At 51.2% G+C, this 21,682-nt stretch carries 17 protein-coding genes; 8 read left to right on the top strand and 9 right to left on the bottom strand.

Annotated elements, in window-relative coordinates:
* Positions 1-100 precede the first annotated feature (100 nt).
* The 3 genes from GU926_RS16115 to GU926_RS16105 all read right to left on the bottom strand — a co-directional run bounded on the left by GU926_RS16115 (position 101) and on the right by GU926_RS16105 (position 4,782).
* Complete coding sequence (locus tag GU926_RS16115; protein WP_160693673.1) at positions 101-745, bottom strand: LolA family protein; 645 nt, start codon at positions 743-745, stop codon at positions 101-103.
* Between the two features lie 33 nt (positions 746-778).
* Complete coding sequence (locus GU926_RS16110; RefSeq protein ID WP_160693671.1) at positions 779-3,424, bottom strand: FtsK/SpoIIIE family DNA translocase; 2,646 nt, start codon at positions 3,422-3,424, stop codon at positions 779-781.
* 329 nt (positions 3,425-3,753) lie between these two features.
* Positions 3,754-4,782, bottom strand: a complete 1,029-nt coding sequence (locus GU926_RS16105; RefSeq protein WP_160693669.1) for a quinone-dependent dihydroorotate dehydrogenase — start codon at positions 4,780-4,782, stop codon at positions 3,754-3,756.
* 181 nt (positions 4,783-4,963) lie between these two features.
* Between GU926_RS16105 and GU926_RS16100 the strand changes: the two genes are divergently transcribed.
* The 4 genes from GU926_RS16100 (at position 4,964) to GU926_RS16085 (ending at position 9,100) form a co-directional block, all read left to right on the top strand.
* The gene (locus GU926_RS16100) at positions 4,964-5,260 is read left to right on the top strand and encodes a hypothetical protein (RefSeq protein ID WP_160693667.1); all 297 of its coding nucleotides are present in this window, start codon (positions 4,964-4,966) and stop codon (positions 5,258-5,260) included.
* The gene (locus tag GU926_RS16095) at positions 5,233-5,604 is read left to right on the top strand and encodes a hypothetical protein (protein WP_160693665.1); all 372 of its coding nucleotides are present in this window, start codon (positions 5,233-5,235) and stop codon (positions 5,602-5,604) included. Before GU926_RS16100 ends, GU926_RS16095 begins: the two co-directional genes overlap by 28 nt.
* An 80-nt stretch (positions 5,605-5,684) precedes the next feature.
* A complete protein-coding gene (locus GU926_RS16090) occupies positions 5,685-6,419 on the top strand; it encodes a DUF72 domain-containing protein (RefSeq protein ID WP_160693663.1) in 735 nt (244 codons plus the stop codon).
* Positions 6,420-6,631: 212 nt separating this feature from the next.
* The gene (locus tag GU926_RS16085) at positions 6,632-9,100 is read left to right on the top strand and encodes a penicillin-binding protein 1A (protein WP_160693661.1); all 2,469 of its coding nucleotides are present in this window, start codon (positions 6,632-6,634) and stop codon (positions 9,098-9,100) included.
* Positions 9,101-9,570: 470 nt separating this feature from the next.
* Here the strand turns inward: GU926_RS16085 and folB are convergent, their stop codons facing one another.
* The 3 genes from folB to GU926_RS16070 are packed head-to-tail and all read right to left on the bottom strand — an operon-like array spanning position 9,571 to position 11,887.
* Positions 9,571-9,927 (bottom strand): dihydroneopterin aldolase, encoded by a 357-nt coding sequence (gene folB / locus GU926_RS16080; RefSeq protein ID WP_160693659.1) that lies wholly within the window; start codon positions 9,925-9,927, stop codon positions 9,571-9,573.
* An 8-nt stretch (positions 9,928-9,935) separates the two neighbouring features.
* Entirely contained in the window at positions 9,936-10,958 is a 1,023-nt protein-coding gene (locus GU926_RS16075; protein ID WP_160693657.1) for a DivIVA domain-containing protein, read from the bottom strand.
* Complete coding sequence (locus GU926_RS16070) at positions 10,955-11,887, bottom strand: WD40 repeat domain-containing protein (protein ID WP_160693655.1); 933 nt, start codon at positions 11,885-11,887, stop codon at positions 10,955-10,957. The genes GU926_RS16075 and GU926_RS16070 overlap by 4 nt, the downstream gene beginning before the upstream one ends.
* 88 nt (positions 11,888-11,975) lie before the next feature.
* Here GU926_RS16070 and GU926_RS16065 point away from each other — a divergent pair, with 88 nt between their 5' ends.
* From GU926_RS16065 to GU926_RS16050, 4 genes are all read left to right on the top strand, one after another.
* Positions 11,976-12,623, top strand: coding sequence for a 4'-phosphopantetheinyl transferase family protein (locus GU926_RS16065; RefSeq protein ID WP_160693653.1), 648 nt, complete (start codon positions 11,976-11,978; stop codon positions 12,621-12,623).
* 22 nt (positions 12,624-12,645) lie between these two features.
* Complete coding sequence (locus GU926_RS16060) at positions 12,646-13,245, top strand: redoxin domain-containing protein (RefSeq protein WP_160693651.1); 600 nt, start codon at positions 12,646-12,648, stop codon at positions 13,243-13,245.
* Between the two features lie 434 nt (positions 13,246-13,679).
* The gene (locus GU926_RS16055; protein ID WP_160693649.1) at positions 13,680-14,483 is read left to right on the top strand and encodes a M57 family metalloprotease; all 804 of its coding nucleotides are present in this window, start codon (positions 13,680-13,682) and stop codon (positions 14,481-14,483) included.
* A 442-nt stretch (positions 14,484-14,925) separates the two neighbouring features.
* Positions 14,926-15,732, top strand: coding sequence for a M57 family metalloprotease (locus GU926_RS16050; protein WP_160693647.1), 807 nt, complete (start codon positions 14,926-14,928; stop codon positions 15,730-15,732).
* Positions 15,733-16,131: 399 nt separating this feature from the next.
* Here the strand turns inward: GU926_RS16050 and GU926_RS16045 are convergent, their stop codons facing one another.
* The 3 genes from GU926_RS16045 to GU926_RS16035 all read right to left on the bottom strand — a co-directional run bounded on the left by GU926_RS16045 (position 16,132) and on the right by GU926_RS16035 (position 21,644).
* The gene (locus tag GU926_RS16045) at positions 16,132-18,789 is read right to left on the bottom strand and encodes a S8 family serine peptidase (protein WP_160693645.1); all 2,658 of its coding nucleotides are present in this window, start codon (positions 18,787-18,789) and stop codon (positions 16,132-16,134) included.
* 194 nt (positions 18,790-18,983) lie between these two features.
* Complete coding sequence (locus GU926_RS16040) at positions 18,984-19,886, bottom strand: transglutaminase-like domain-containing protein (RefSeq protein ID WP_160693643.1); 903 nt, start codon at positions 19,884-19,886, stop codon at positions 18,984-18,986.
* A 129-nt stretch (positions 19,887-20,015) separates the two neighbouring features.
* On the bottom strand, positions 20,016-21,644 hold the full coding sequence (locus GU926_RS16035; RefSeq protein WP_160693641.1) for an acyl-CoA carboxylase subunit beta: 1,629 nt from the start codon (positions 21,642-21,644) through the stop codon (positions 20,016-20,018).
* Positions 21,645-21,682: the final 38 nt, after the last annotated feature.

The raw sequence follows: 21,682 nt of genomic DNA, 5'->3' as shown, positions 1-21,682 counted from the left end.
TTTTTGGCGTGTTTTGTTGAAATTATGCGAAAAACGAAAAGGCTCCTGCATTTCTGCAGGAGCCTTTCAAGGATTCGTCTTGAATCTTGTGTCTAAAAAATTAACGCAGGTCTACCACTTTTACGCCTTTGTATTTGGCCTTGTCAAAGGTGAAGAAGTTGGCGGCCAATGGAGGGTTAGGCGTGAACTTCTTGATGGTGTACACATAGCGGTTTCCGTTTTTGCGGAACATATGCCAGGATTTGATGGAGTTGTCCTTCTTGCTGATGAACATGCGTACCTTGAACACCTGGTTAGACTTATCTTCTGGCGTTAAGTCAATCACATTCACGGTCTCACCGCCTAGTTTCTGCTCACCGCTGTAGTTGTATTTGTAGCCTTTCTTGTACAGCGTGTAAATCTGGTTAGGCGTCAACTCCTGCTCATCTGGATCATTGTCAGAGATGTTCACTTCGTTTTCCTTCTTCATGAAGGTCCAGATGGTGGTGCCGTTGTTGATGATTTCCTGACCGGCCACCGACAACCGGAATTTATTGCCCGCCACGGTAATGTCCCCGTTGATGGTTTCCTTCACCTTGGCGCTCTGGCTTTCTAATGTTTGGGAGAAAGAGGCTTTGAACGCTTTCATGGCCTGGTACTTTTTGCTCATGGCATCCAAAATCTGCTCGGCTTTCGGGTCTTTCTGCGCACTGGCTATCTGGGCAACAAATAACAGGGCAAGCAGGAAAGAAAAGAATCGTTTCATAAGTGTGTATTTAGTAAAAAGTGGATCTAGGTGTTAGTTACGATCCAGTGTATTCAATAACTGTTCCAAACTGTATTCGTCCGGAATTAAAACTTCGCGGGCCTTGCTTCCCTCAAACGGACCCACCACGCCGGCGGCCTCTAATTGGTCAATTAAACGGCCTGCGCGGTTATAGCCCAACTTCAATCTACGCTGTAACAAAGAGGTGCTTCCCTGCTGGTGCGTCACCACAATGCGGGCGGCCTCCTCAAACATGGCGTCCTTGTTGCTCGGGTCAAAGTCTGCCTTGTCATTGCCGCTCTCGTCGCCTACAAACTCTGGCAACAGGTACGCGTCTGAATAACCTTGCTGCTCGCCAATGAAATCACAGATTCTATCCACCTCGGGCGTATCTACAAACGCGCACTGCACCCGGATTAAATCTGAGCCCAAAGAGAAGAGCATATCGCCTTGGCCAATCAGCTGATCGGCGCCGCCGGTGTCCAGAATGGTCCGCGAGTCAATCTTTGACGTTACCTTAAAGGAAATTCGGGCAGGAAAGTTCGCTTTGATGATACCCGTGATCACATTTACTGATGGACGCTGCGTAGCCACCACCAAGTGAATGCCAATGGCCCGCGCCAATTGCGCCAGACGGGCAATAGGCGTTTCCACCTCTTTACCGGCCGTCATCATCAAGTCTGCCAACTCATCTATCACCAGCACAATGTACGGCATGAATTTGTGCCCTTTCTTCGGGTTCAATCTACGCTCTACAAATTTGACATTGTATTCTTTGAGGTTTCGGCAACCGGCATCTTTTAATAAGTCATAGCGCTGGTCCATCTCCATACACAGGGAGTTGAGCGTATTCACCACTTTTTTGGTGTCGGTGATGATGGCTTCCTCCGTATCCGGTAGTTTGGCCAGAAAGTGGCGCTCAATCTTGTTGAACAGCGATAGCTCCACTTTTTTAGGGTCTACCAACACAAACTTGAGTTGCGAAGGATGGCGCTTATAAAGTAGAGAGGTCAAGATGGCGTTCAAACCAACCGACTTACCCTGACCCGTGGCACCTGCCATGAGCAAGTGGGGCATTTTGGCCAAATCAGTGATGAACACTTCATTGGTGATGGTCTTCCCGAAGGCAATGGGCAGGTCCATTTCGCTCTTCATGAACTTCTCAGTGCTCAAGATAGATTTGATGGATACCATCTCCTTCTTCTTGTTGGGCACTTCAATACCAATGGTTCCTTTGCCCGGAATAGGCGCAATGATACGAATTCCCAAAGCCGCCAAACTCAACGCGATGTCATCTTCCAGGCTCTTAATCTTGGAGATACGCACACCCGCGTCTGGCACAATCTCATACAGCGTAACCGTAGGCCCGATGGTGGCTTTGATGCTGGCAATGCCAATGTTGTAGTTGCCCAGGGTCTCTACAATGCGGTCTTTATTGGCTTCTAGTTCTTCTTTGCTCACCTGCACTTTGTTGCCCTGGCCGTAGTCAGTCAGCAAATCAATGTGCGGGTATTGATAGCGAGGCAGGTCTAGCGTGGGATCATAGTTCTCACTGGTCACGGCCTCTACCTCCAGATGGGCAGGAATGGGCGCAATGTCCAAATCCAGTTCCGGTTCTTCTTCGTCCAGGTCATCCAACAGCACCTCGTCGTCAAAGTCTTCGTCCATTTCCAGGGCAAGCGGCACAGAGGTGGCCGGCATAACAGAACGGGGAGAAACCGGCAGGTCATTCACGGCAAACAAATCTTCCTCCTGGTCGTCCTCGGCATAGTCCGCCTCGTCTTCCTCGTGATACTCTTCTTCGTCTTCTTGCTGCTGAATGGCAAACGGAGCAGGATAGACCATTTCTTCCTCTTCTTCCTCAGGCTCAATACTCCCCGAAGGATTGGTGAGGTGGTTCATGGCCACCGACGGAGAGGCGTACACACCCTCCTGGTAGTCCTGACGGTACGCGTTACCTTCTGGCGCTGCTACGGCTGGCTTAGGTCTATTGAGGGTGGTAATGTTGAAGAAGAACATGACAAAGGCAATCAGCGCGAAGGCCAACAGCAAGCCGGTTCCCCAGCGCAACAGGCTTTCCAGCCACAGGGCCGTCTCATAACCAATGGCACCGCTCAAAAAACTGTAATCGCCGGTAAGGTCACTGGTGAGGACCACGTAGCCCGCCGAGATGCTGCCCCACAGCAAACCGAACAAACACAGCGTCACCACAGAGGAAAGTGTGATGGTGGTGCGCCGGAAGACAATTTTATAGCCTACGTAAAAAATGATGGGCACAAAAAAGAAGGAGGCAATGCCAAACCAGCGGTTGATGAAATAGTCAGACACCCAGGCGCCAAACAGGCCCAGCCAGTTCTCTGACTCCAGGCCGGCTTCTTTCACGGCATCTACAGTCACCGACTCTACCACGCTCTGGTCTGCCGTACCCGTAAAAAGGTAAGAGACGAAGGCAATGGTGAGGTACAAACTAGAAAGCAGGAAGAAAAAGCCCACAAACAGTTGCAGACGTCTGTCTTTTAAGAAGTTGAAAGAAAAGCTGGGGGTAGAGAAAGAGCGTTTGGCCTTGGGTTCTTTAGGAGCCCGCGCCTCTGCTTTTCCCTTGGGTTCATTCTGGCCCCTCGGCATGTTTTTAGGCCGCGGTCCAGTCCCTACTTCGCGTTTATATGTGTTCGTAGCCATGATGTCTCCAAACCTCAAATCTACATTTTTCTAGGCAAACCGCCGTTACGAATCCTGCAGTATCTACTTTTCTAAATATAGACCGCAACGCGTATTACCAATCAATCCTTTTACACCCCGGGCTAGCGCGTTTTTGGCTTATTTCCTGGAAATCAGGCGAAAAACGAGGGATTTAGTTAAGAGTTAAAAGTTTGAGTTGAGAGTAGCAGTTCCAGTAAAGATTGAAAGCAGCTTTGCTCCTGTCTCAATAAGGCGCATCTCACAGGCTGTTAATTCTAAAGCTGAAATCTAATTGCTACTTCTAGTGGCTCTACCAGTTGTGCCCAGTATTAGCGCAACAGGCGTTGGTTGATTTGTTTGATCAAGGCCGGACCCTCATAGATGAAACCAGAATAGAGTTGCACTAGGTCGGCGCCGGCGGCTAATTTTTCCAGTGCGTCTTCTGCGGTCATAATGCCGCCCACACCCACCAGACGAATTTCTTCGGGCAGTTGCTGGCGCAGGTAGCGCAGCACCTCGGTAGAAGCTTGTTTTAAGGGTCTACCGCTCAATCCGCCCATGCCTATGCTGTCAATTACTTGCGCCGGGGTGCTCAGACCAGCTCTGCTGATGGTGGTATTGGTGGCAATGATTCCGGCCAGGTGGGTCTGCACCGCAATCTCCACAATGTCATCCAGCTGGGCGTGGTTGAGGTCTGGGGCTATTTTAAGGAGAAGCGGCTTGGGTTTGGCTTTTCCTTGGTTGCGGTTTTGCAGGTTGGATAGCAGGTCCAGGAGCGGTTCTTTCTCTTGCAGCGCCCGCAAGTCTGGCGTGTTGGGCGAACTTACGTTCACCACAAAGTAATCCACCACGTCATACAGGGCATCAAAACAATAAAGGTAGTCTTGCAGGGCCTGCTCATTGGGCGTGACTTTGTTCTTGCCTATGTTGCCGCCAATGATCACCTGGCTTTTTCTGGCTCTGAGCCGTTCCACCGCCGCGTCTACGCCCTGGTTGTTGAAGCCCATGCGGTTGATGATGGCGCCGTCTTGCGGCAACCTGAACAAACGCGGCTTGGGATTGCCTTCCTGCGGTTTGGGCGTAAGCGTACCAATCTCAATAAACCCGAAGCCCAGTTCAGAAAACTCGTCAATCATCTTGGCGTCTTTGTCAAACCCAGCGGCCAGGCCAACGGGGTTGGGAAACGTAAGCCCGAAGACTTTGCGTTCCAGACGAGGGTCTGCCACTTGAAAGAGACTCTTGGAGAGGGTTTTGGCCAGCGGCAGGCTGAAAGCGGTTTTGACGGCAGAGTTGGTGAAGGAGTGTACTTCTTCTGGGTCAAACTTGAACAGGAGCGGACGAATGAGTTGTTTATACACGGCAGGGCAGGTTTTGGCAAAGATAGCAAAAGACGCTAGTTCCATAGACCTGCTTCGCATCAAATACCCGCGCGGCTTGTTGCGTTCTATTTTAAATTTGCCTTCATGCCAAGCGTTTGGTGTGTAACTTGCCACCCACTAATGGCTTCCATCTTCCGTACGTATTCTATCTAGCTTCCCCATGAACGCCACCAAAAGATGTCCGCATTGCCAGCAATGGTCTACCTGGCACCATCAGGCCACCGACCGCTGCCAGCATTGCCAGGGCTTGTTAGACCCTGCGGCGCACCAACGGCTTTTGCACCAGCAAGTACGCGAGGAAGAGGAAAGCAAGAAAATCAACATTACCCTCATTGAGATCTTTCCCACAGACTCGGCCTTCACCAGATTCTGGAAACGCATAGTCCAGGGATTCCAGCTCACCTTCATCGCCATCCTCTCCTTTGTCTTATGGCTCATCGCGCTTTTGGCCGGGTAAACTGGCAAACGCTCTCGCCGCTGTTCTGGCTTCTGGCGGCTGTGTACGCTGGGCACCGGCTCTGGACGTGGCTAGAGTTGCCTCGGGCCGCCTGGATTCGGTTTTACCTGGATGACCTGCTGTGCCTTCCGCTTATTTTGAACGTTTCGCTTCTGGTCATGCGCCTCTTGCATGGGCCTCACTTCAGGCTCACTCCGCATCAGGTGGGCATAGCCGTGGTGTATTATGCCATGGCGTTTGAAGTGGTGTTACCGCTTTTTATGCCCAGGTACACGGCAGATTTGACAGATGCGTTTCTGTACGCCATAGGTGGTTGGTTCTTTCACAAGTATCTGAACAAGTAGTCCGTTTTTGGCCTGTTTTCCAGGAAATAGCCCAAAAACGACATCACAACCTCTCCCCTTGCCGCACGGTATAGAAGCCTATGACGCAACTGGGCGAATTCTACATAGGGACATCGGGCTGGCATTACAATCACTGGAAGGGGAATTTCTACCCCGCTGGCGTGGCCTCTGCCCAGTTCACCAACTACTATCTGCGCTTTTTTGACACCGTAGAAATCAACAATTCCTTTTACCGGCTCCCCAGCCCAGAGACCTTTGCCAACTGGCGCACCAGCGTGCCTCCAGACTTTCTATTTGCGGTGAAGGCCAGCCGCTACATCACGCACATGAAAAAGCTGAAGGACCCGCAGCAGAGCCTGGCGCAGTTCATGGGGAATGTGCAAGCTCTGGAAGAGAAGCTGGGCCCCATCTTGTTTCAGCTGCCGCCGGCCTGGCGCCTGAACCTGGAACGGCTGGAGCAGTTTCTAGCCGCCCTCCCTCCTTTTTACAGGTACACCATTGAGTTCAGAGACCAGAGTTGGTATGATGCCAGAGTGTATGCGTTGCTGCAACAAAAGAACATTGCCTTCTGCATCTATGACCTAGACGGCCATCAGTCTCCGCTGGAAGTGACCGCAGACTTTGTCTATATACGCCTGCATGGCCCTGAAGGCAAGTACAACGGCAGTTACTCAGAAACCACTTTGCAAACTTGGGCAGAGAAATTAAAGGTCTGGTCTGCCGAGGGAAAAGACGTGTTCGTTTACTTCGACAATGACATAGGCGGCCACGCCCCCGTCAATGCCGCCCGGTTGAAGAAAATGATTAATGAATAAAAGTGAATGGAAAAGGCCCAGAGAGTTGTCTTGCAGGAATTGATGAACAAGGGGTACAAAGCAGAAAATCAAAACTTCCAATGCAATTCTCTCATCTTCCAACGTTCATCATTCATTACTTCCTCGGCATTACTCCATTTATTTTATTCATTAGTCACTAATCATTAGTCATTAAATTCTATCCCCCGCCGTAGTTTCTACGTTCTTACCGCATGCCCTTTTTCAATACCTATTTCGGGAGCTTCTCAGACTTTATAAATACCCGCTGGAAACGCTGGAGGCACCGGCATGCCCCTAAACTCACCAAGCAGTACTGGCAGTCGTTGACACTCCAAGGCTGGCTGCGGCTGCTGGGCAAGGGACTGCTGTATGTTGTCTTGCTGTTGTTTCTGTTCTATTTGTCTGTGTATTTTGGGGTGTTTGGGTGGCTGCCCACTAAGCGCCAACTCAAGGACGTGCAGAACAACATGCCCTCAGAAGTCTACTCGGCAGACGGGGTCCTGCTGGGCCGCTATTTCATTCAGGACCGTACCAACGTACGCTATGACCAAATTGCCGAGCCCGTCATCCAAGCCCTCATTGCCACCGAAGACGCCCGTTTCTATGAGCACGACGGAGTGGACAACCGCAGCCTGGCCCGGGTCTTCCTGAAGACGCTCCTGTTGCAGGAAGAAAGCTCCGGCGGTGGCAGTACCATTAGCCAGCAGTTGGCCAAGAACCTGTATCCCAGAAAGGACGTGGGCTTTTTGTCCATGCCCGTGAACAAGCTGCGCGAGATGATTCTGGCCAAGCGGCTGGAGTCTGTCTACAACAAGCAGGAAATTCTGGAACTGTACCTCAACACCGTGCCCATGGGCGGCAACGTGTATGGCATAGAATCGGCGGCGCGGCGTTTTTTCAATACCTCGGCAGATTCTTTGAAAACCGAAGAGGCGGCCACGCTCATTGGCATGCTCAAGGCCACTACCACTTACAACCCCCGCATCCACCCAGACCGGTCTAAACAGCGCCGCAACGTGGTACTGGCCCAAATGACTAAGTACGGCTATCTTCCAGAGGATCAAAAAATAGTGCTTCAGGGCAAACCGCTCAAACTAGAGTATAACCTGTATTCGCATAACAGCGGCCTGGCCACCTATTTCAGGGAGCACCTGCGCGAAGAACTCACCAAGTGGGCTGCCCTGCAGGAGAAGCCCGACGGCGGCCACTATAACCTTTACACAGACGGCCTCAAGATTTACACCACTCTAGACACCCGTGCCCAGCGCGCGGCAGAAACCGCCCTCAAGCGCCGCATGTACGCCCTGCAGGTAGACTTTGACAAGCACTGGGGCAAGAAAGCGCCTTGGTCGGGTCAGCCCGAAATCCTGACGGCCGCCAAACAACGGTCTCTCCACTACAAACGGCTGGTGGCCCAGGGCAAGTCTGCCGAAGAGATAGACGAGATTTTCAGCACGCCGGTCCCCATGAAGCTGTTCAGGTGGCGCGGCGAGGAAACCCGCACCATCTCGCCCATGGATTCTATCAGGCACTACATGCGGTATCTGAACGCGGGCTTTTTGGCCATGGAACCCAAGAGCGGCTACGTACGGGCCTGGGTGGGCGGCATTAACCACTCCTTCTTTAAATATGACCACGTGCGGGCGCAGCGTCAGGTGGGTTCCACGTTCAAGCCGTTCGTGTACGCCGCCGCCATGGAACGCGGCATCTCGCCGTGCTCCTACTTCCCCAACGACCGGCGCGTGTTCCCTGAGTATGAGAACTGGTCGCCGCGCAATTCAGACGATGTGTACGGTGGAGCTTACTCCATGCAGGGCGCTCTGGCCAAGTCTGTGAATACCGTAGCCGTGAACGCCGCCTTGCAGGTGGGGCTTCCCCAGGTGATAACCGTGGCTAAAAACCTTGGCTTGCAGGGCGAGTTACCCAATACGCCAGCGCTCGCCCTAGGCTCCGCCGATGCCAGCTTGTATGAAATGGTGGCCGCGTACGCCTCCTTCGCGAATGGAGGTTATCAGGTAAAACCACGCTACCTGCTGCGCATTGTAGACAGGACAGGCCGGGTGCTGCTAGACCAGACCAACCAGGACGGAATGGGCCAGAAAGTACTCTCCAGCCAAACCACTTCGCTGCTGCGTCCCATGCTGGAAAGCGTCATCAATGAGGGCACCGGCCGCCGTCTGCGCAGTGAATATGGTCTGGACATGGACATAGCCGGCAAAACTGGTACTACCCAATCCCAAGCCGATGGCTGGTTTGTGGCCTTTACCCCGGACTTAGTGGCAGGTGCCTGGGTGGGCGGCGAGGACCGGCGCATAAGGTTCCGGGATTTGGAACTGGGCGGAGGCTCAAATACGGCGCTTCCCATCTGGGCGGGCTTCTTCCAGCGGCTTACCAAGGAACGTGACTTTCGCAAAATGGCGCATAGTCAGTTCCCAGCCCTGCCCGCCCAGTACAGCATGTACCTCAACTGCCCGCCGTACCAACCGCCCGTTCCGGTAGAACCCGTGTACCAGGAAGAAGACCACGGCATAGACGATCTCTTCAAACGCGGCGGCAGAAAACTAAAAGACCTGTTCAAACGCAAAGGCAAAAAGAAAGACAAAAACCGCGACTGGCAAGCCGACCTGGAAGAAGAACTAGAACGAAGAGGCAACGGCCGGGGCCGGGGAAGAGGCCATTAAGAAGAGGAGCCAGCGTTTTTGGCCTGTTTTCCGGAAAACAGGCCAAAAACGAAATAGTGTAGCCTCTTCTCCCTCAGGGAGAAGATTAGGATGGGGGGGTGCCGTTGCAGAGAAGGTTGAGACCAGGCACTACCTTGTCTCCCGCGCCTTGGTTTCTCCTGCTGATGTTAACACCCCTCTTCTGGGCTACGCTCGCTGCCTCAAACTCTCGTTTGGGCAATCCTCAAGCGGAGAATCTGCATTTGGCAAAGGTCCACATCTAATCGAACTTTCCAGAAGACTGCTCCCTACCTCGATTTATTGTTCGGGCAATCTTCATGTGTAGAATCTGCATTAACAAGCAGCTATTTCCGTTCAACTTTACAACATATAAAAGAGAAGCCCCGCCTAGATGCATTTAGGCGGGGCTTCTCTTTTATATTCGTTTTTGGGCTATTTCCTGGAAAACAGGCTAAAAACGGTGGTTTTCTTTATCGCTTTCGTTCCAGGGTGACTTTAGACTTGTGGCAGATGCCTCCCAGTGGTGGATTGAATTTGGAGACGCTCACCCGGGCCAGCTGCACAAACGGAAATGCCTGAAAGACCCGCTCCATGATTCTATGCCCCACGTGTTCTAACAACCGCGCGGGAACCGCCATCTCCTGTTGCACCAGTTGGTACAGCGTTACATAGTTCACGGTGTCTTGCAGGTCATCAGAAACGGCGGCGGCTTGTAAGTCTGTCTCAATGGAGATGTCTACACCGTAGCGGTTTCCTATTTTCTGCTCCTCGTCAGAGAATCCATGAAAGGCAAAAAACTCCATGCCTTCCAGTGCCACTTGCCCCATAGGTTTACTTACGCGATGTCATCAAAGAAAGAACCGCCATCAGCCGTTGCGGCTACGGCTGGCTCAGCCTTGTGCGTTCCCGGAGGCTGTACTTCTGGCTGGGTAGGCAACGGCTGCTCGCGCTCTGGCTCAGGATTTTCTACCGGAGAGGGCTTGGGTGCAGGCACCGTGTCTGGTCTAGGCTCCTCAATCTCTGGCTTAGGCGAAGGCGTAGAAGGCACATGCGGGGTTGGTGGCACAATCTCCGGCGTTCTTGGGTGCACGTCTGGCGTTGGGTCAGGCATGTGCGGGGTTGGGAACGTACCCGGCGTGGCCGGAATGGACTCACGGCTTCCGCCGCCGCCAATCTGCTGGGCCAATGGCTGGTCAATAAAAGCTGAGGCAGGCAGGGCGATTGGCGCGGCTGTCTCTATCGTTGGGGTTGCTAAGGCGTTCATAAACGTATCATTATCTTGGTTAGGGCGCTGGGCTTTTGCCTGCGCGGCTCTAGATAAGATACTTCCTATGGCGGCTTTTGGTTTGGATTTGGTCTTCTCTACTTTCTCCAAGGCGTCGGCGGCCATGTTCTGCAAGTCGCGCACCATGCCTTCCAGGTAGTCTTCCAGGCGCAGGTAATCCTGCTCCAGATGCTTCACCTCGGCCTGCATGTCGGCAATGGTCTTGTCTGCCTGCTGGTAGGCGGCATCTACCACCGCGCGGGCTTTCTGGCGGGCGGCGTCCAGCAATTGGTCTGCTTTTAGCTGAGCCTCACGCACTTGCAGGTCAGCGGCCTTAGAAGCTTGCTCCACCATGCTGTTGCTGGTGTCTTCGGCGGTTTTCAAGGTTTTGTACAGCGATGACTCCACCTCGCGCATTTTCTGCACTTCGCGGCCGGTTACTTCCAGCTTCATCTTCAGGTCTTTGTTCTCGTCCTGAAGCTTTTCCCACTGTTGTGAAAGAGTTAATAAAAACGCCTGAACCTCATCTTTGTCCAACCCTCTAAACGCCTTTTCAAACGTCTTCTGTCTTATTTCTAACGGTGTAATCTTCATAATTCCTTCAAAGTTAAGGCCCAAACCGATATGCTGCGGTCATCGCTACACGAAACTAACTGATTCCAATGACCCGACCAAAACAATTTGTTGACCGAGGTGCCATGACCAGCGTGGCGGGCTTTGTCAATCACTTTCAATAGTTTAAACGTTTCAGCGTCCCAGATTTTAATGGACTTGTCCATGCTGCAAGTGGCAAAAAGTCGCCCGTTGGGGTGGAACGTGATGTGGTTGATGGTGAACAGGTGCGCAATGATGCTGGCATGTTCCTGGTAGTTCTGGCGTACTTGCCAAACTTTTAGATGAGCGTCCCGGCTGCCACTAATCAGGTACTCCCCGTTGGGAGAATAGACGACCGTGAAGACAGAATTGGTATGGCTTTCCAGTGTCTGCTTTACGGCCAGCGTCTGCGCGTCCAGGATTAAAATTCTATGATCGCTTAAGCCAAGGGCCAGCTCCTTGCCTTCTGGGTGCACGGCAATGCTCCGTACGCTCTTTTCTGAAAGCAGCAAAGACGCGGTTACCTCTAATTTTTCCAGGTCAATGACTACCAGAGACCCGTTGCTTAAGCCCACGTACGCCAGGGATAGCTCCACATTCACCTGAATGTCAAAAATGGAAGCAGCTGCCGGCAGCGGAATAGTTTTATGGATGGCTTTCTGCTCCAGATCTAACACCTCCAGGCTGTTCTGGTTGTGCCCTATGAGCAACCAGTTCTGACTGGTCAGGTACTTGAGCGCATAGACGGAACTGCTTACCTTGGCCACCAGCTGGGCCGTGTCTGGCTGGGTCAGGTCCCACAGGGCTACCATGCCGTCTGCCCCTGAAGAAAAGAACTGATGCGCCTGCGCCGCGCCTTCTACCGTGTACACGCAGTCACGGTGCCCGGTGAGGGTGGCAATCTTCTGAACCTGAAACGGACTGGCCATGTAGAACCTGAAAAAGGATGAATGCTATTTTTGGCTAAATTTACCAAAAACAGGCCAAAAACCACCTTCTTTCTCTCGCCCTGCTCCTATGCCGCTGCACCACATCCATACCATAGATGAAAACACCGTGCTGGGCATCTGGCAGATACAGGAAGACGTAGAGGACTTGACATTTCAATTATTGAGTCTACGCCCGGCTACAGAACTGCCCTTTTTCAAGGCCGAAGCCCGCCGTAGGGAATGGCTGGCCTCCAGGTTGCTGGTGGCGCTGTTGCTGGAGAAACTGGGCCACCCCGCCGTTCTGCTGCAAAAGCAGGAAACCGGACAGCCGTACCTGCAGGGTGCCGATGTGCAGGTTTCCATCACCCACTCCGGGTCCTGGGCGGCCGTACTTCTTTCTGCTACTCATGAAGTTGGCATAGATATTGAAATCATTGGTAAGAAAGTGCAGCGGGCGGCACACAGGTTCCTGAACGAGCAGGAACTGAGCTTCCTGCAGGCCGACGAAGAGAAGATGCACGTATATTGGAGCGCAAAAGAAACGTTGTACAAAGTATATGCGCGGCGCCAATTGGATTTCAGGAGGCAGTTGCTGGTAGAGGATTTTGAAAAAGCACCGGCTGGCCGTTTTGGAGGCACCGTGGCAGTTCCAGAAAAAACACTTACCTATACCGTCCATTACCAGATTAGCCGGGAGTTTGTGCTCACTTATGTACTAGCCCCGCTTTCACAGTAAGAGCTAATTAACCTATAAGAATATGAAACGCATTTTTACCCTTTCCCTTGGTCTGCTCATCAGCGGTCTTGCATTGGCACAGACGGGCTATAAGATAGGCGCCAAGGTGGCGGACTTCACGCTAAAAAACACCAAAGACCAGGCCATGTCTCTGTCACAGTTCAAAGACGCCCAGGTGGTAGTGGTAGTGTTCACAAGCAAGAACTGTCCCTATGCCAAACTCTATGACGGCCGGTTGCAGACCCTGGCCAATACGTATGCGGGCAAGGGCGTAAAGTTTATCTATGTGAACCCAGCCATTGGTTTAGAAGAAGGCGGTGACACCATCAAGGAGCTTTCTGAACAGGTAGATACCAGCGTTTCTGCTATGCCGTACCTCTTGGACAATCAACAGAAGGTGAGCAAGCAGTTTGGCGCGGTCAAAACGCCGGAGGTGTTTGTGTTGCAGAACTCCCCTGACGGGTTTTACCTGAAGTACAAAGGCGCCATTGATGACAACCCCCAGGTAGAGGCCTACGCCAAGGAATTTTACTTGAAGAATGCCTTAGAAAATGCTCTGGCCGGAAGACCTGTCACCACCGCAGAAATAAGGCCCACCGGCTGTATGATTAAGAAGTTTTAATTCCTCACATTTTTCTTTTAAACAAAAAAAGGCCATCCGTAACAGGATGGCCTTTTTTTGTTAACCGCCATCATGCCTCCATTGTAGAGCCTAGCCCCGTTTTACCCCACTTTCATCAACCTTCAACAACTACTTTCTTAGTAAAACAAGGAAATTATCACTTAAAAAGTAACATAAAAACTTTCAATTAATAACCTATTGCGCACAATTAAGACCCACATTTATCCTGATTTATTTATCATTTAATTGCCAACTATATGTAAGTACACGAAACTTTAATAGCCGATTTGCCTAACAATCATTCTTGCATCAATTCCACTCATCAATCATTTTTTAATCCAGGGGCATATTTTATAATTAATTTAAAAAAAAGTTTGACAATACATTTTTTTCTCTTTAACATAGGCTCATCTTTCAACAAACCCCTAACAATTATGAAATTACATTACGCATTCAAAATTGCCGCTGTGGCCCTTGTTCTGGGTAACACAGGATGTTCACAAGAAGAAGAGGCTGTAGTAGAAAAAGCCTCAGTTTCTAAAGAAACCCTAGCCAAGATCTATGAAATGGGCTTTGGCACTACAGATGTAAAAGCCGTTGACGGTGGTTACCTGGTAGAGGGCGATATTATGTTGACCGACGAGCAATTGAACACCAAACAAGACGCTAAGTTCTTGCGCGTGGGTGACACAGAGCAGTACCGTACCTCCAATCTGGTGAGCGTGGGCAGTGGCCGTACCATTAACGTAGCCATCACCACGTCTCTGCCTAGTTCTTATGTGACGGCCTTAGATGAGGCTATCCGGAGATACAACGCAGAAAACCTGTTGGTTAGATTCCGCAGAGTGTCTTCCGGTTATAACATCTTGTTATCCAAGGCTCCAACCGGTTCTTCTTACTTGGCATCTGCCGGTTTCCCGTCTGGTGGCAACCCATACAACAAGGTATTGGTCAACTCTGACTACCTGGGCAGCAGCCCTGGCACCAACTATCTGGCTACCATTTTGGCCCACGAATTAGGCCACACCATTGGTTTCCGTCACACTGATTACATGGACCGCTCTTACTCTTGCGGCGGTGCTTATACCAATGAAGGTGCCTCTACCGTAGGTGCCATCCACATCCCAGGCACGCCTACCACGGCAGACGCCACTTCATGGATGTTGGCTTGTGTGGCTACCGGCCAGAACCGTCCGTTCAACACCAATGACCGCACGGCTCTTAATTATCTGTATTAATTCTTAGAGTTTATTGACCTCAATTAGCCTAATTTAAAAGCTAATTTCCTAAACAGGCAATAAGGTTCCAGGTGAGACAAAAAACTCACCTTGGCACTTTATTGCCTGCATTTGGCAGCTCCAAAATATTTTTTTATTTTTTTTCGCCAGCACCGTATCTTTTGCTTAGTCACTACGTACAAGCTGCTGCAGCCAACTTTTAGGACGCTTTTTTAAATCCTAAGGTCCTCTCCCATTACACGTTTATTAATGCCTGATTTCTTCTAATTCTATTTGGAAGATGATACAGTGTTTTCAGATAAATTTCTTGAAACATAAATTAAGATCATTCACCATTAAAAGGCTCATATTATTTTAGACAAAGCGCAGTACCGTTCCAAAATCCTTTCAAACAATTCAAACAAACAATTCACTTTCTAACAACTCTCTAACAAAACTCAGTATGAAATTAAATTACTCACTTAAACTGGCCGCTGTTGCCCTAGTTCTTGGTTTCTCTTCTTGTTCCACTGATGAAGAAGCCGTAGTAGATAAAGCATCTGTGTCCAAAGAAACATTGGCGAAAATCTATGAAATGGGCTTCGGGACTACAGACGTAAAGGCTGTAGAAGGTGGTTACCTGGTAGAAGGAGACATCTTGTTAACAGATGCTCAACTGAACGCCCAACATGATCAGAAATTTCTGCGCGTAGGTGAGACAGAGCAGTACCGCACCACCAACCTGGTGAACGCTGGCACTGGCCGTACCATCACCTTGTCAATTGACCCGTCTTTGCCTTCTACTTATGTGACTGCTTTGGACGCGGCCATTGCCCGTTACAATGCCCAGAACTTGTTGATCAAAATGACGCGCATCTCTTCTGGTGGCGAAATCTACCTGAAAGCAGCTCCTAAGTCTGCCCAGTATTTGGCTTCTGCCGGTTTCCCAACCTCAACGGGTAATCCTCATAACCAAATTCTGATTGCCACACGTTACATTGGCACCAACCCTAACCAGAGCTGGTTCACCACCATCCTGGCCCACGAGATTGGTCACTGCATTGGCTTCCGTCACACAGATTACATGGACCGGTCTTATTCTTGCGGTGGTTCTTACACCAATGAAGGAGCTTCTACCGTTGGCGCTATCAATATCCCAGGCACTCCAACTACCGCTGATGCTACTTCTTGGATGCTGGCGTGCATTGGCTCTGGCCAGAACCGTCCGTTTAACTCAAATGACGTAACAGCTCTTAACTACCTGTACTAGTAGTCACGTAACTTACCCCCGAAAAAATCGGCCTCCAGATATCTGGAGGCCGATTTTTTTTTTGTATTCACCAAAAAGCTGCTATACAGGAACTGAACGCAAAGTGAAGCCCGGCACCGCCATACTCGAATACTGACTTTCAATTCAATGCAGCACCATAGCTCCCTTCGCTGGTAACTTCAATAACCCGAGGTCATCTAAAGGACCTTCCTACTATGACCACTTCCCTATCAACTAACCCTTTCACAACCGGTAGCACCCATTCTTTAGGGGACCCTTCCTGCTTCAAAGCTATAGTCTGAAAGTAAACCACCCATGCGTCAAGGTAAACGAGGCTTCGTTTTTGGCCTCTTTTCCAAGAAACAGGCCAAAAACGAGGGCATCTCAATACAAAGGAAGTTAAAGGAGAATCACTTTGGCTTGGGTGAGGTTGCCCGACGGAGAAAGCACCTTAATGAAATAAGCGCCGGGCCTGAGTCCTTTGGTCTCTATTACTTTTATGGCCCCGTCTTGTGCGTACTCTCGCACCAACCGACCCACCTGGTCATAGATAAAAATGGTATTGATGTCGCTGCTATTGGTAATGATTTGCAAGTCTTGGCCGGCCAACACCGGATTGGGGTATACTTGAATAAAAGAATCTGGCGTGTAGAAAAGCCCTTCAGCCTGGCTGTAAAAGGTAGCTCCACTTTGGGTGACGAGTTTGACACGATACTCATTCCACCCTGCCGCTGGAGCCAAATCCTGCAGGGCAAAGTCTGTCTTGGATCCCAGCGCTATAGGCTGCATAACCTTGAACTCACCGTCTATTCTCTTTTCAAGATACATGGCGGCCAGGCCGTAGCTGGTGCTAATCTGGAGGTCTAGCAGCACGGTATCTGACACGAAGTACTTGGGCAGGAAACTGGTCACGTAACAACCTACCGGCTGCAGGGTATAGTCTTTGGTAAAGCTTCTGGCGCCCAACTTAACCTGCACCATGGGTGCCACCGCATACTGCACCGCCTGGTATTGGCTCTTTCTGAAGGCGAAAACAGTGTCCCTGGTCTGGGCAAGTGGTTCCATGAACTGGTTGCCCAGCACATACACCTGATACGCCTCCGCCCCTGGCGCCGACGGCCAGAAAAACATCACTTCGTCTCCGCATTGGTAGCCTACCTGTAACGCAAGCATAGGACTGAGCATAAAAGTGCCAGTCTCATACGTGGCAGCGCCTATTACCATTCTCAGCTCTGCCAAGGCAGTGGTATCTGGCAAAGCCACATCTACGGCCTCTTGGTCCAACATCACACCTTCCTTAAGCGTCTGCCAAGGCTCTGCACTACCAGCGTATCTAAACTCAAGGGTAGCGGTGGCGCCGCTCTTTACAGGCGTGAACCAGCGCAGCCGAGACGTCTGCCCTGCTTCCAGGTGGCTGTCTTTAAACGGGTAGGCCCAGGTAAACGCCTTTTCATACTCATACACTACGCTAAAGGATTGCTGGCCACCCTCCAATTGGTACCCGGTCACTTGTATCTCATATTCCCCGGCGGCCGGTTGGGCAATGGTCACTTGCTCTACGTTGTTGAGGTGATCTGCTTTTCTGCGCGCGGGTGCTTGTAAAGAATCTTTATGGGCATACACGCTTAAGCCCCAGGGTAGCCACTGGCGGTTAGCCGCGGTTTCTTTTATCACCAGGTCCAAGTCGTTTACCAGTGCTTTGTCAGTGCCGGGCGTTCCTTCTTTATCTGACCATACCAAGGTAACCTTTACCTGCCCCATCCCCTTCGGAACGGTCAACCTGATGCTTTGGGTGGCACCCTGGCTTACCTGTGTGCTGGCATAGCGGCGTTCTACGATAGCCTGCACGGCGCCTAGCGCGTCTGCGTTGCCAAAGCCCGCGGCATAGTCTACCTGCGGGGCACCCTTGTCATCGGCTGCATTGATGATGGCTGCTTTCACTAATTCTGAAGGCGGCAGGGCACCATTGTTTTGCTTTCTATAGGCATCTTGTACCACCAGCGCGATCCCTGACACCACCGAGGCCGCCTCTGAGGTACCCGCTTCGCCAAAGGCTACCACCTCTGGCTTGATGCGACCGTCATAGGTGGGTCCTCTGGAACTCAAGATGCTGACCTGCCCAGACGTATCAATGGCCCCTACGCTCAATGTATTCTTGGAAACCTTGAACTGACCCGTTAAGTTGGCAAAGCCACTGGTGCTGGCGTACGGCCCTTCGGTAGCAGCCTTGTTCCCGGAGTTCCCTGATGAAAACACATGCAGCAAGGTGGGCATCTGAAGGCTCTGCCGGTCATAGGCCTGGCTTTCCAGGCCATAATAATTCTCCACTCCCACGCCGTAAGAATGGTTTTGAACGCTCACTTGCTGGCGCTTTAACTCTTCTGTATCATCTGGTGCAAGGTTGGTGAAGTCTGAAGAGGTGAGAGAGCTTTGCCAGGCCACTCCACGTGACGCTTCGGCTGTATTGCCGGCGCCCGCCACCAACGTAGCCATGGCCGTGGCGTGGGGCGTTACCGTCTTCTGGAAGGCAGCAGAGGACTTTACCCGGGCCTTGAAATCTATGTCTGTGGTGTCAAAGGGCTGTTCTTTCACAGAAACCGTTAAGCCCTTGCCGTGGATGTCTGGAAACAGAGAATGCAAGGCCGTCACCCGGTTCACCCTGAAATCAGCGTTTTGCAGATAGCTTTCTTCTTGGGCACGCCGGTTGGGCACGTCTACGTACGTTACCCAGGGGCACAGTGCCAGCTTCTGAACATCACCTGCGGTTACTCCTTTTACCAGATACACTGCCGGAAGCGTAGTAGACACGGGGTCAGAGGCAGCTGGCAGGTACTGGGTAGCCCACTTTTTGAAAGCGGCAGCATCTTTTACCTGCACCCGCAGCGCGGTGTGTACATGTGAGCGGTTGCCTGTTCTAAGCGCTGGGGCCAGTTTGGAATTCACTACTGTTCTGGCAGAAGGAATTTGCGCCCACGCTGGCTGCCCTGCCAGGCAGAAGCTGCAGGCAAAAGCAAGCACAGAATACAGAAACGTAAAACGCGTATAACTCTTTCTCATAGAACAGACTACCGGCCTTCTCAGCAAGGTAAGATACGCATTTTGAGGTTCAGAACAAGGAGGAAGCACCGGGAATCAGAGGATTCATCACCACTCTACCGGCCATGCGTATGACACCAAAAACGGAGAAGCTACCCTGTGCAAGGGTGGCTTCTCCGTTTTTGGGCTATTTTCTGGAAAACAGGCAAAAAACGCTAGTCTTCCCAATCTTCGCTCCCCTCAGAATCATCAGAGTCTTCGTCCTCTGCCTCATCAACAGGATCATCAGCAAGCACGTCTAACAACTTCTCAATCTCGGTGGCCTTCTCAGGGTCGTTCAGTTTTTCATAGGACATGGACAGATTCCGGAGGGCCCTCCGCACAATGTCTATGGGCGCGCAGGGTTCATAGAAAATGTCTACCGGGTTCAGGTTGAGTTGCAGGATGTAGTTGTCAATGTCATTCTTAGTGAGGATGAGCCCCCGGTTATAAACATTGATGTAAAACTGCGGCACCACCTCACTTTTGTACGTCAGGATGAAGAGGTTGGGCAGGTTCACGCCGTACACCGGCAACCCCATCCGTTGGGCCATGGTCATGTAAATCACGCACAGGGTCAATGGATTGCCGCGCTTGCTCTCCAACACCTGGTACAGCATGGAATTGGTGGGCGCATGAAAGTTCTTGGTGTTGGCAGAAAAATGCTGCAGCTTGAACAGAACGTGGTTCAAAGCCTTAACCTGGTCGTAGGGATGCATCTCGGGCTTTACTTGAACCCAGACCTCATAGTGCAGCTCCCCAATGATCTTCATGACGTCCTCCATGCGCACATCTGGGTACTGGTAGGTGTTCACCAGCCACATGCCTTTGAGCAGGTCCTCGGCGCCCTCCTCTTTCCACTCCTTCAGGCGCCGGTGCAGGGCCTCAAACTGAAGATCATGGATGAGGTCTTCCAGCTTTTTCTGATGTTCGGGGTCCAGGCTTTCTTCCCAGGCTTCCTCCAGAAAAGGCGTAATGGTCTCCCCCAGCTCCACAATGCGGCCATGCACATGCGCCACCACATCTGGGTCTTCATCATCCAACAGCGAAATCAGCGCCTTTAATTCTTTGTTTGTCAAAACTGCGTATTCAATTAAAAATTAGAAATGAAAAATTAGAAATTATAGTTGACAATATGAAAGAGAATACGGCTAGGAAAGGAAGCGCGCCAATTCTAATTCATAATTTTTAATTTCTAATTCTCACAATCAAGTTTGAATAACGCCTACGTTGAAGGGTTTGGTGATGGGCGCGTTGTTGGCGGCTTCAATGCCCATGGAGATCACCTTGCGGGTTTCCAGAGGATCAATGATGCCGTCTACCCACAGTCTTGAGGCTGCGTAGTACGGGCTCAGCTGCTCATTGTAGCGGGCAGTGATTTTATCCAACAACTCTTTCTCGGCTTCTGGGGTGATGACTTCGCCTTTGGATTTGAGGGAGGCTACCTGAATCTGCAACAAGGTCTTCGCCGCTGAAGCTCCACTCATCACCGCCAGTTGCGCGGTTGGCCAGGCGTAAATCAGGCGTGGGTCATAGGCTTTGCCGCACATGGCATAATTACCAGCGCCGTAGCTGTTGCCAATTAAGATGGTGAATTTTGGCACCACAGAATTGCTCATGGCATTTACCAACTTCGCGCCGTCTTTAATGATACCGCCGTGCTCTGCCTTGCTACCTACCATAAAGCCCGACACGTCTTGCAAGAACACCAACGGAATTTTCTTCTGGTTACAGTTCATGATAAAGCGCGCGGCCTTGTCTGCAGAGTCTGAGTAGATCACGCCGCCCATCTGCATCTCGCCTTTCTTGCTTTTAACAATCTTGCGTTGGTTGGCTACAATGCCCACGGCCCAACCGTCAATACGGGCCAAGCCGCAGATCAAGCTCTGGCCATATAAGTCCTTGTAAGGCTCAAACTCAGAGTTGTCCACCATGCGCAGGATGATGTCCATCATGTCATAGGGCTTCACGCGGTCCATGGGCAGAAGGCCGTAGATTTCCTGGGGGTCTAGCTTTGGTGCGGCAGGCTCTGTTCTACTGAAACCTGCCTTTGGGTTGTCGCCCATTTTGTCAAAGATGTTCCGGATGTGGTCCAGACACTCCTGATCGGTTTCAAATTTATAATCCGTTACGCCAGATATTTCTGAATGGGTAGACGCGCCGCCCAAGGTTTCATTGTCAATGGTCTCCCCGATGGCAGCTTTTACCAGGTAAGAACCGGCCAAGAAGATAGAACCCGTTCCTTCTACAATCATGGCCTCATCGCTCATGATGGGCAGATAGGCTCCACCCGCCACGCAAGAACCCATGATGGCAGAAATCTGCACAATGCCTTCAGAGCTCATGATGGCGTTGTTGCGGAACATACGCCCGAAGTGCTCTTTGTCCGGGAAAATCTCGTCCTGCATGGGCAGAAACACGCCGGCACTGTCTACCAGGTAAATGACTGGCAGGCGGTTTTCCATGGCAATTTCCTGGGCGCGCAGGTTTTTCTTGGCGGTAATGGGAAACCAGGCACCCGCTTTCACGGTGGCGTCATTGGCCACAATCATGCACTGACGGCCTTTCACATACCCAATGCCAGCCACTACACCGCCGCCGGGGCAACCGCCGTACTCCTGGTACATGCCTTCGCCGGCAAAAGCGGCTATTTCTAAGAACTCAGAGTCCTCATCAATCAGGTACTGGATGCGTTCACGGGCGGTAAGCTTACCTTTTTCATGCTGCTTGGCAATGGCTTTCTCGCCACCGCCCAAGGCCACTTTCTGGTGTTTGCTCCGGAGCTGAAAACAAAGCTGCTTTAAGGCGTCTTCGTTCTTATTGAATTCTAAATCCATGCGGGAAGAGTACGGTAGTTGGTGAATTTACCCGTTGC

It is taken from the genome of Nibribacter ruber (assembly GCF_009913235.1).
GTDB lineage: Bacteria > Bacteroidota > Bacteroidia > Cytophagales > Hymenobacteraceae > Nibribacter > Nibribacter ruber.
The sequence above is the reverse complement of the archived record's forward strand: the minus strand, read 5'-3'. Positions and strand labels throughout refer to the sequence as shown.

What these genes read in the sequence shown, in the direction of transcription:
- GU926_RS16035 (WP_160693641.1), bottom strand. Translation starts at nt 21,644, where the DNA reads ATGGATTTAGAATTCAATAAGAACGAAGACGCCTTAAAGCAGCTTTGT.
- GU926_RS16055 (WP_160693649.1), top strand. Translation starts at nt 13,680, where the DNA reads ATGAAATTACATTACGCATTCAAAATTGCCGCTGTGGCCCTTGTTCTG.
- GU926_RS16090 (WP_160693663.1), top strand. Translation starts at nt 5,685, where the DNA reads ATGACGCAACTGGGCGAATTCTACATAGGGACATCGGGCTGGCATTAC.
- GU926_RS16085 (WP_160693661.1), top strand. Translation starts at nt 6,632, where the DNA reads ATGCCCTTTTTCAATACCTATTTCGGGAGCTTCTCAGACTTTATAAAT.
- GU926_RS16065 (WP_160693653.1), top strand. Translation starts at nt 11,976, where the DNA reads ATGCCGCTGCACCACATCCATACCATAGATGAAAACACCGTGCTGGGC.
- GU926_RS16060 (WP_160693651.1), top strand. Translation starts at nt 12,646, where the DNA reads ATGAAACGCATTTTTACCCTTTCCCTTGGTCTGCTCATCAGCGGTCTT.
- GU926_RS16110 (WP_160693671.1), bottom strand. Translation starts at nt 3,424, where the DNA reads ATGGCTACGAACACATATAAACGCGAAGTAGGGACTGGACCGCGGCCT.
- GU926_RS16070 (WP_160693655.1), bottom strand. Translation starts at nt 11,887, where the DNA reads ATGGCCAGTCCGTTTCAGGTTCAGAAGATTGCCACCCTCACCGGGCAC.
- GU926_RS16045 (WP_160693645.1), bottom strand. Translation starts at nt 18,789, where the DNA reads ATGAGAAAGAGTTATACGCGTTTTACGTTTCTGTATTCTGTGCTTGCT.
- GU926_RS16075 (WP_160693657.1), bottom strand. Translation starts at nt 10,958, where the DNA reads ATGAAGATTACACCGTTAGAAATAAGACAGAAGACGTTTGAAAAGGCG.
- GU926_RS16095 (WP_160693665.1), top strand. Translation starts at nt 5,233, where the DNA reads ATGGCTCATCGCGCTTTTGGCCGGGTAAACTGGCAAACGCTCTCGCCG.
- GU926_RS16115 (WP_160693673.1), bottom strand. Translation starts at nt 745, where the DNA reads ATGAAACGATTCTTTTCTTTCCTGCTTGCCCTGTTATTTGTTGCCCAG.
- GU926_RS16100 (WP_160693667.1), top strand. Translation starts at nt 4,964, where the DNA reads ATGAACGCCACCAAAAGATGTCCGCATTGCCAGCAATGGTCTACCTGG.
- GU926_RS16050 (WP_160693647.1), top strand. Translation starts at nt 14,926, where the DNA reads ATGAAATTAAATTACTCACTTAAACTGGCCGCTGTTGCCCTAGTTCTT.
- folB (WP_160693659.1), bottom strand. Translation starts at nt 9,927, where the DNA reads ATGGGGCAAGTGGCACTGGAAGGCATGGAGTTTTTTGCCTTTCATGGA.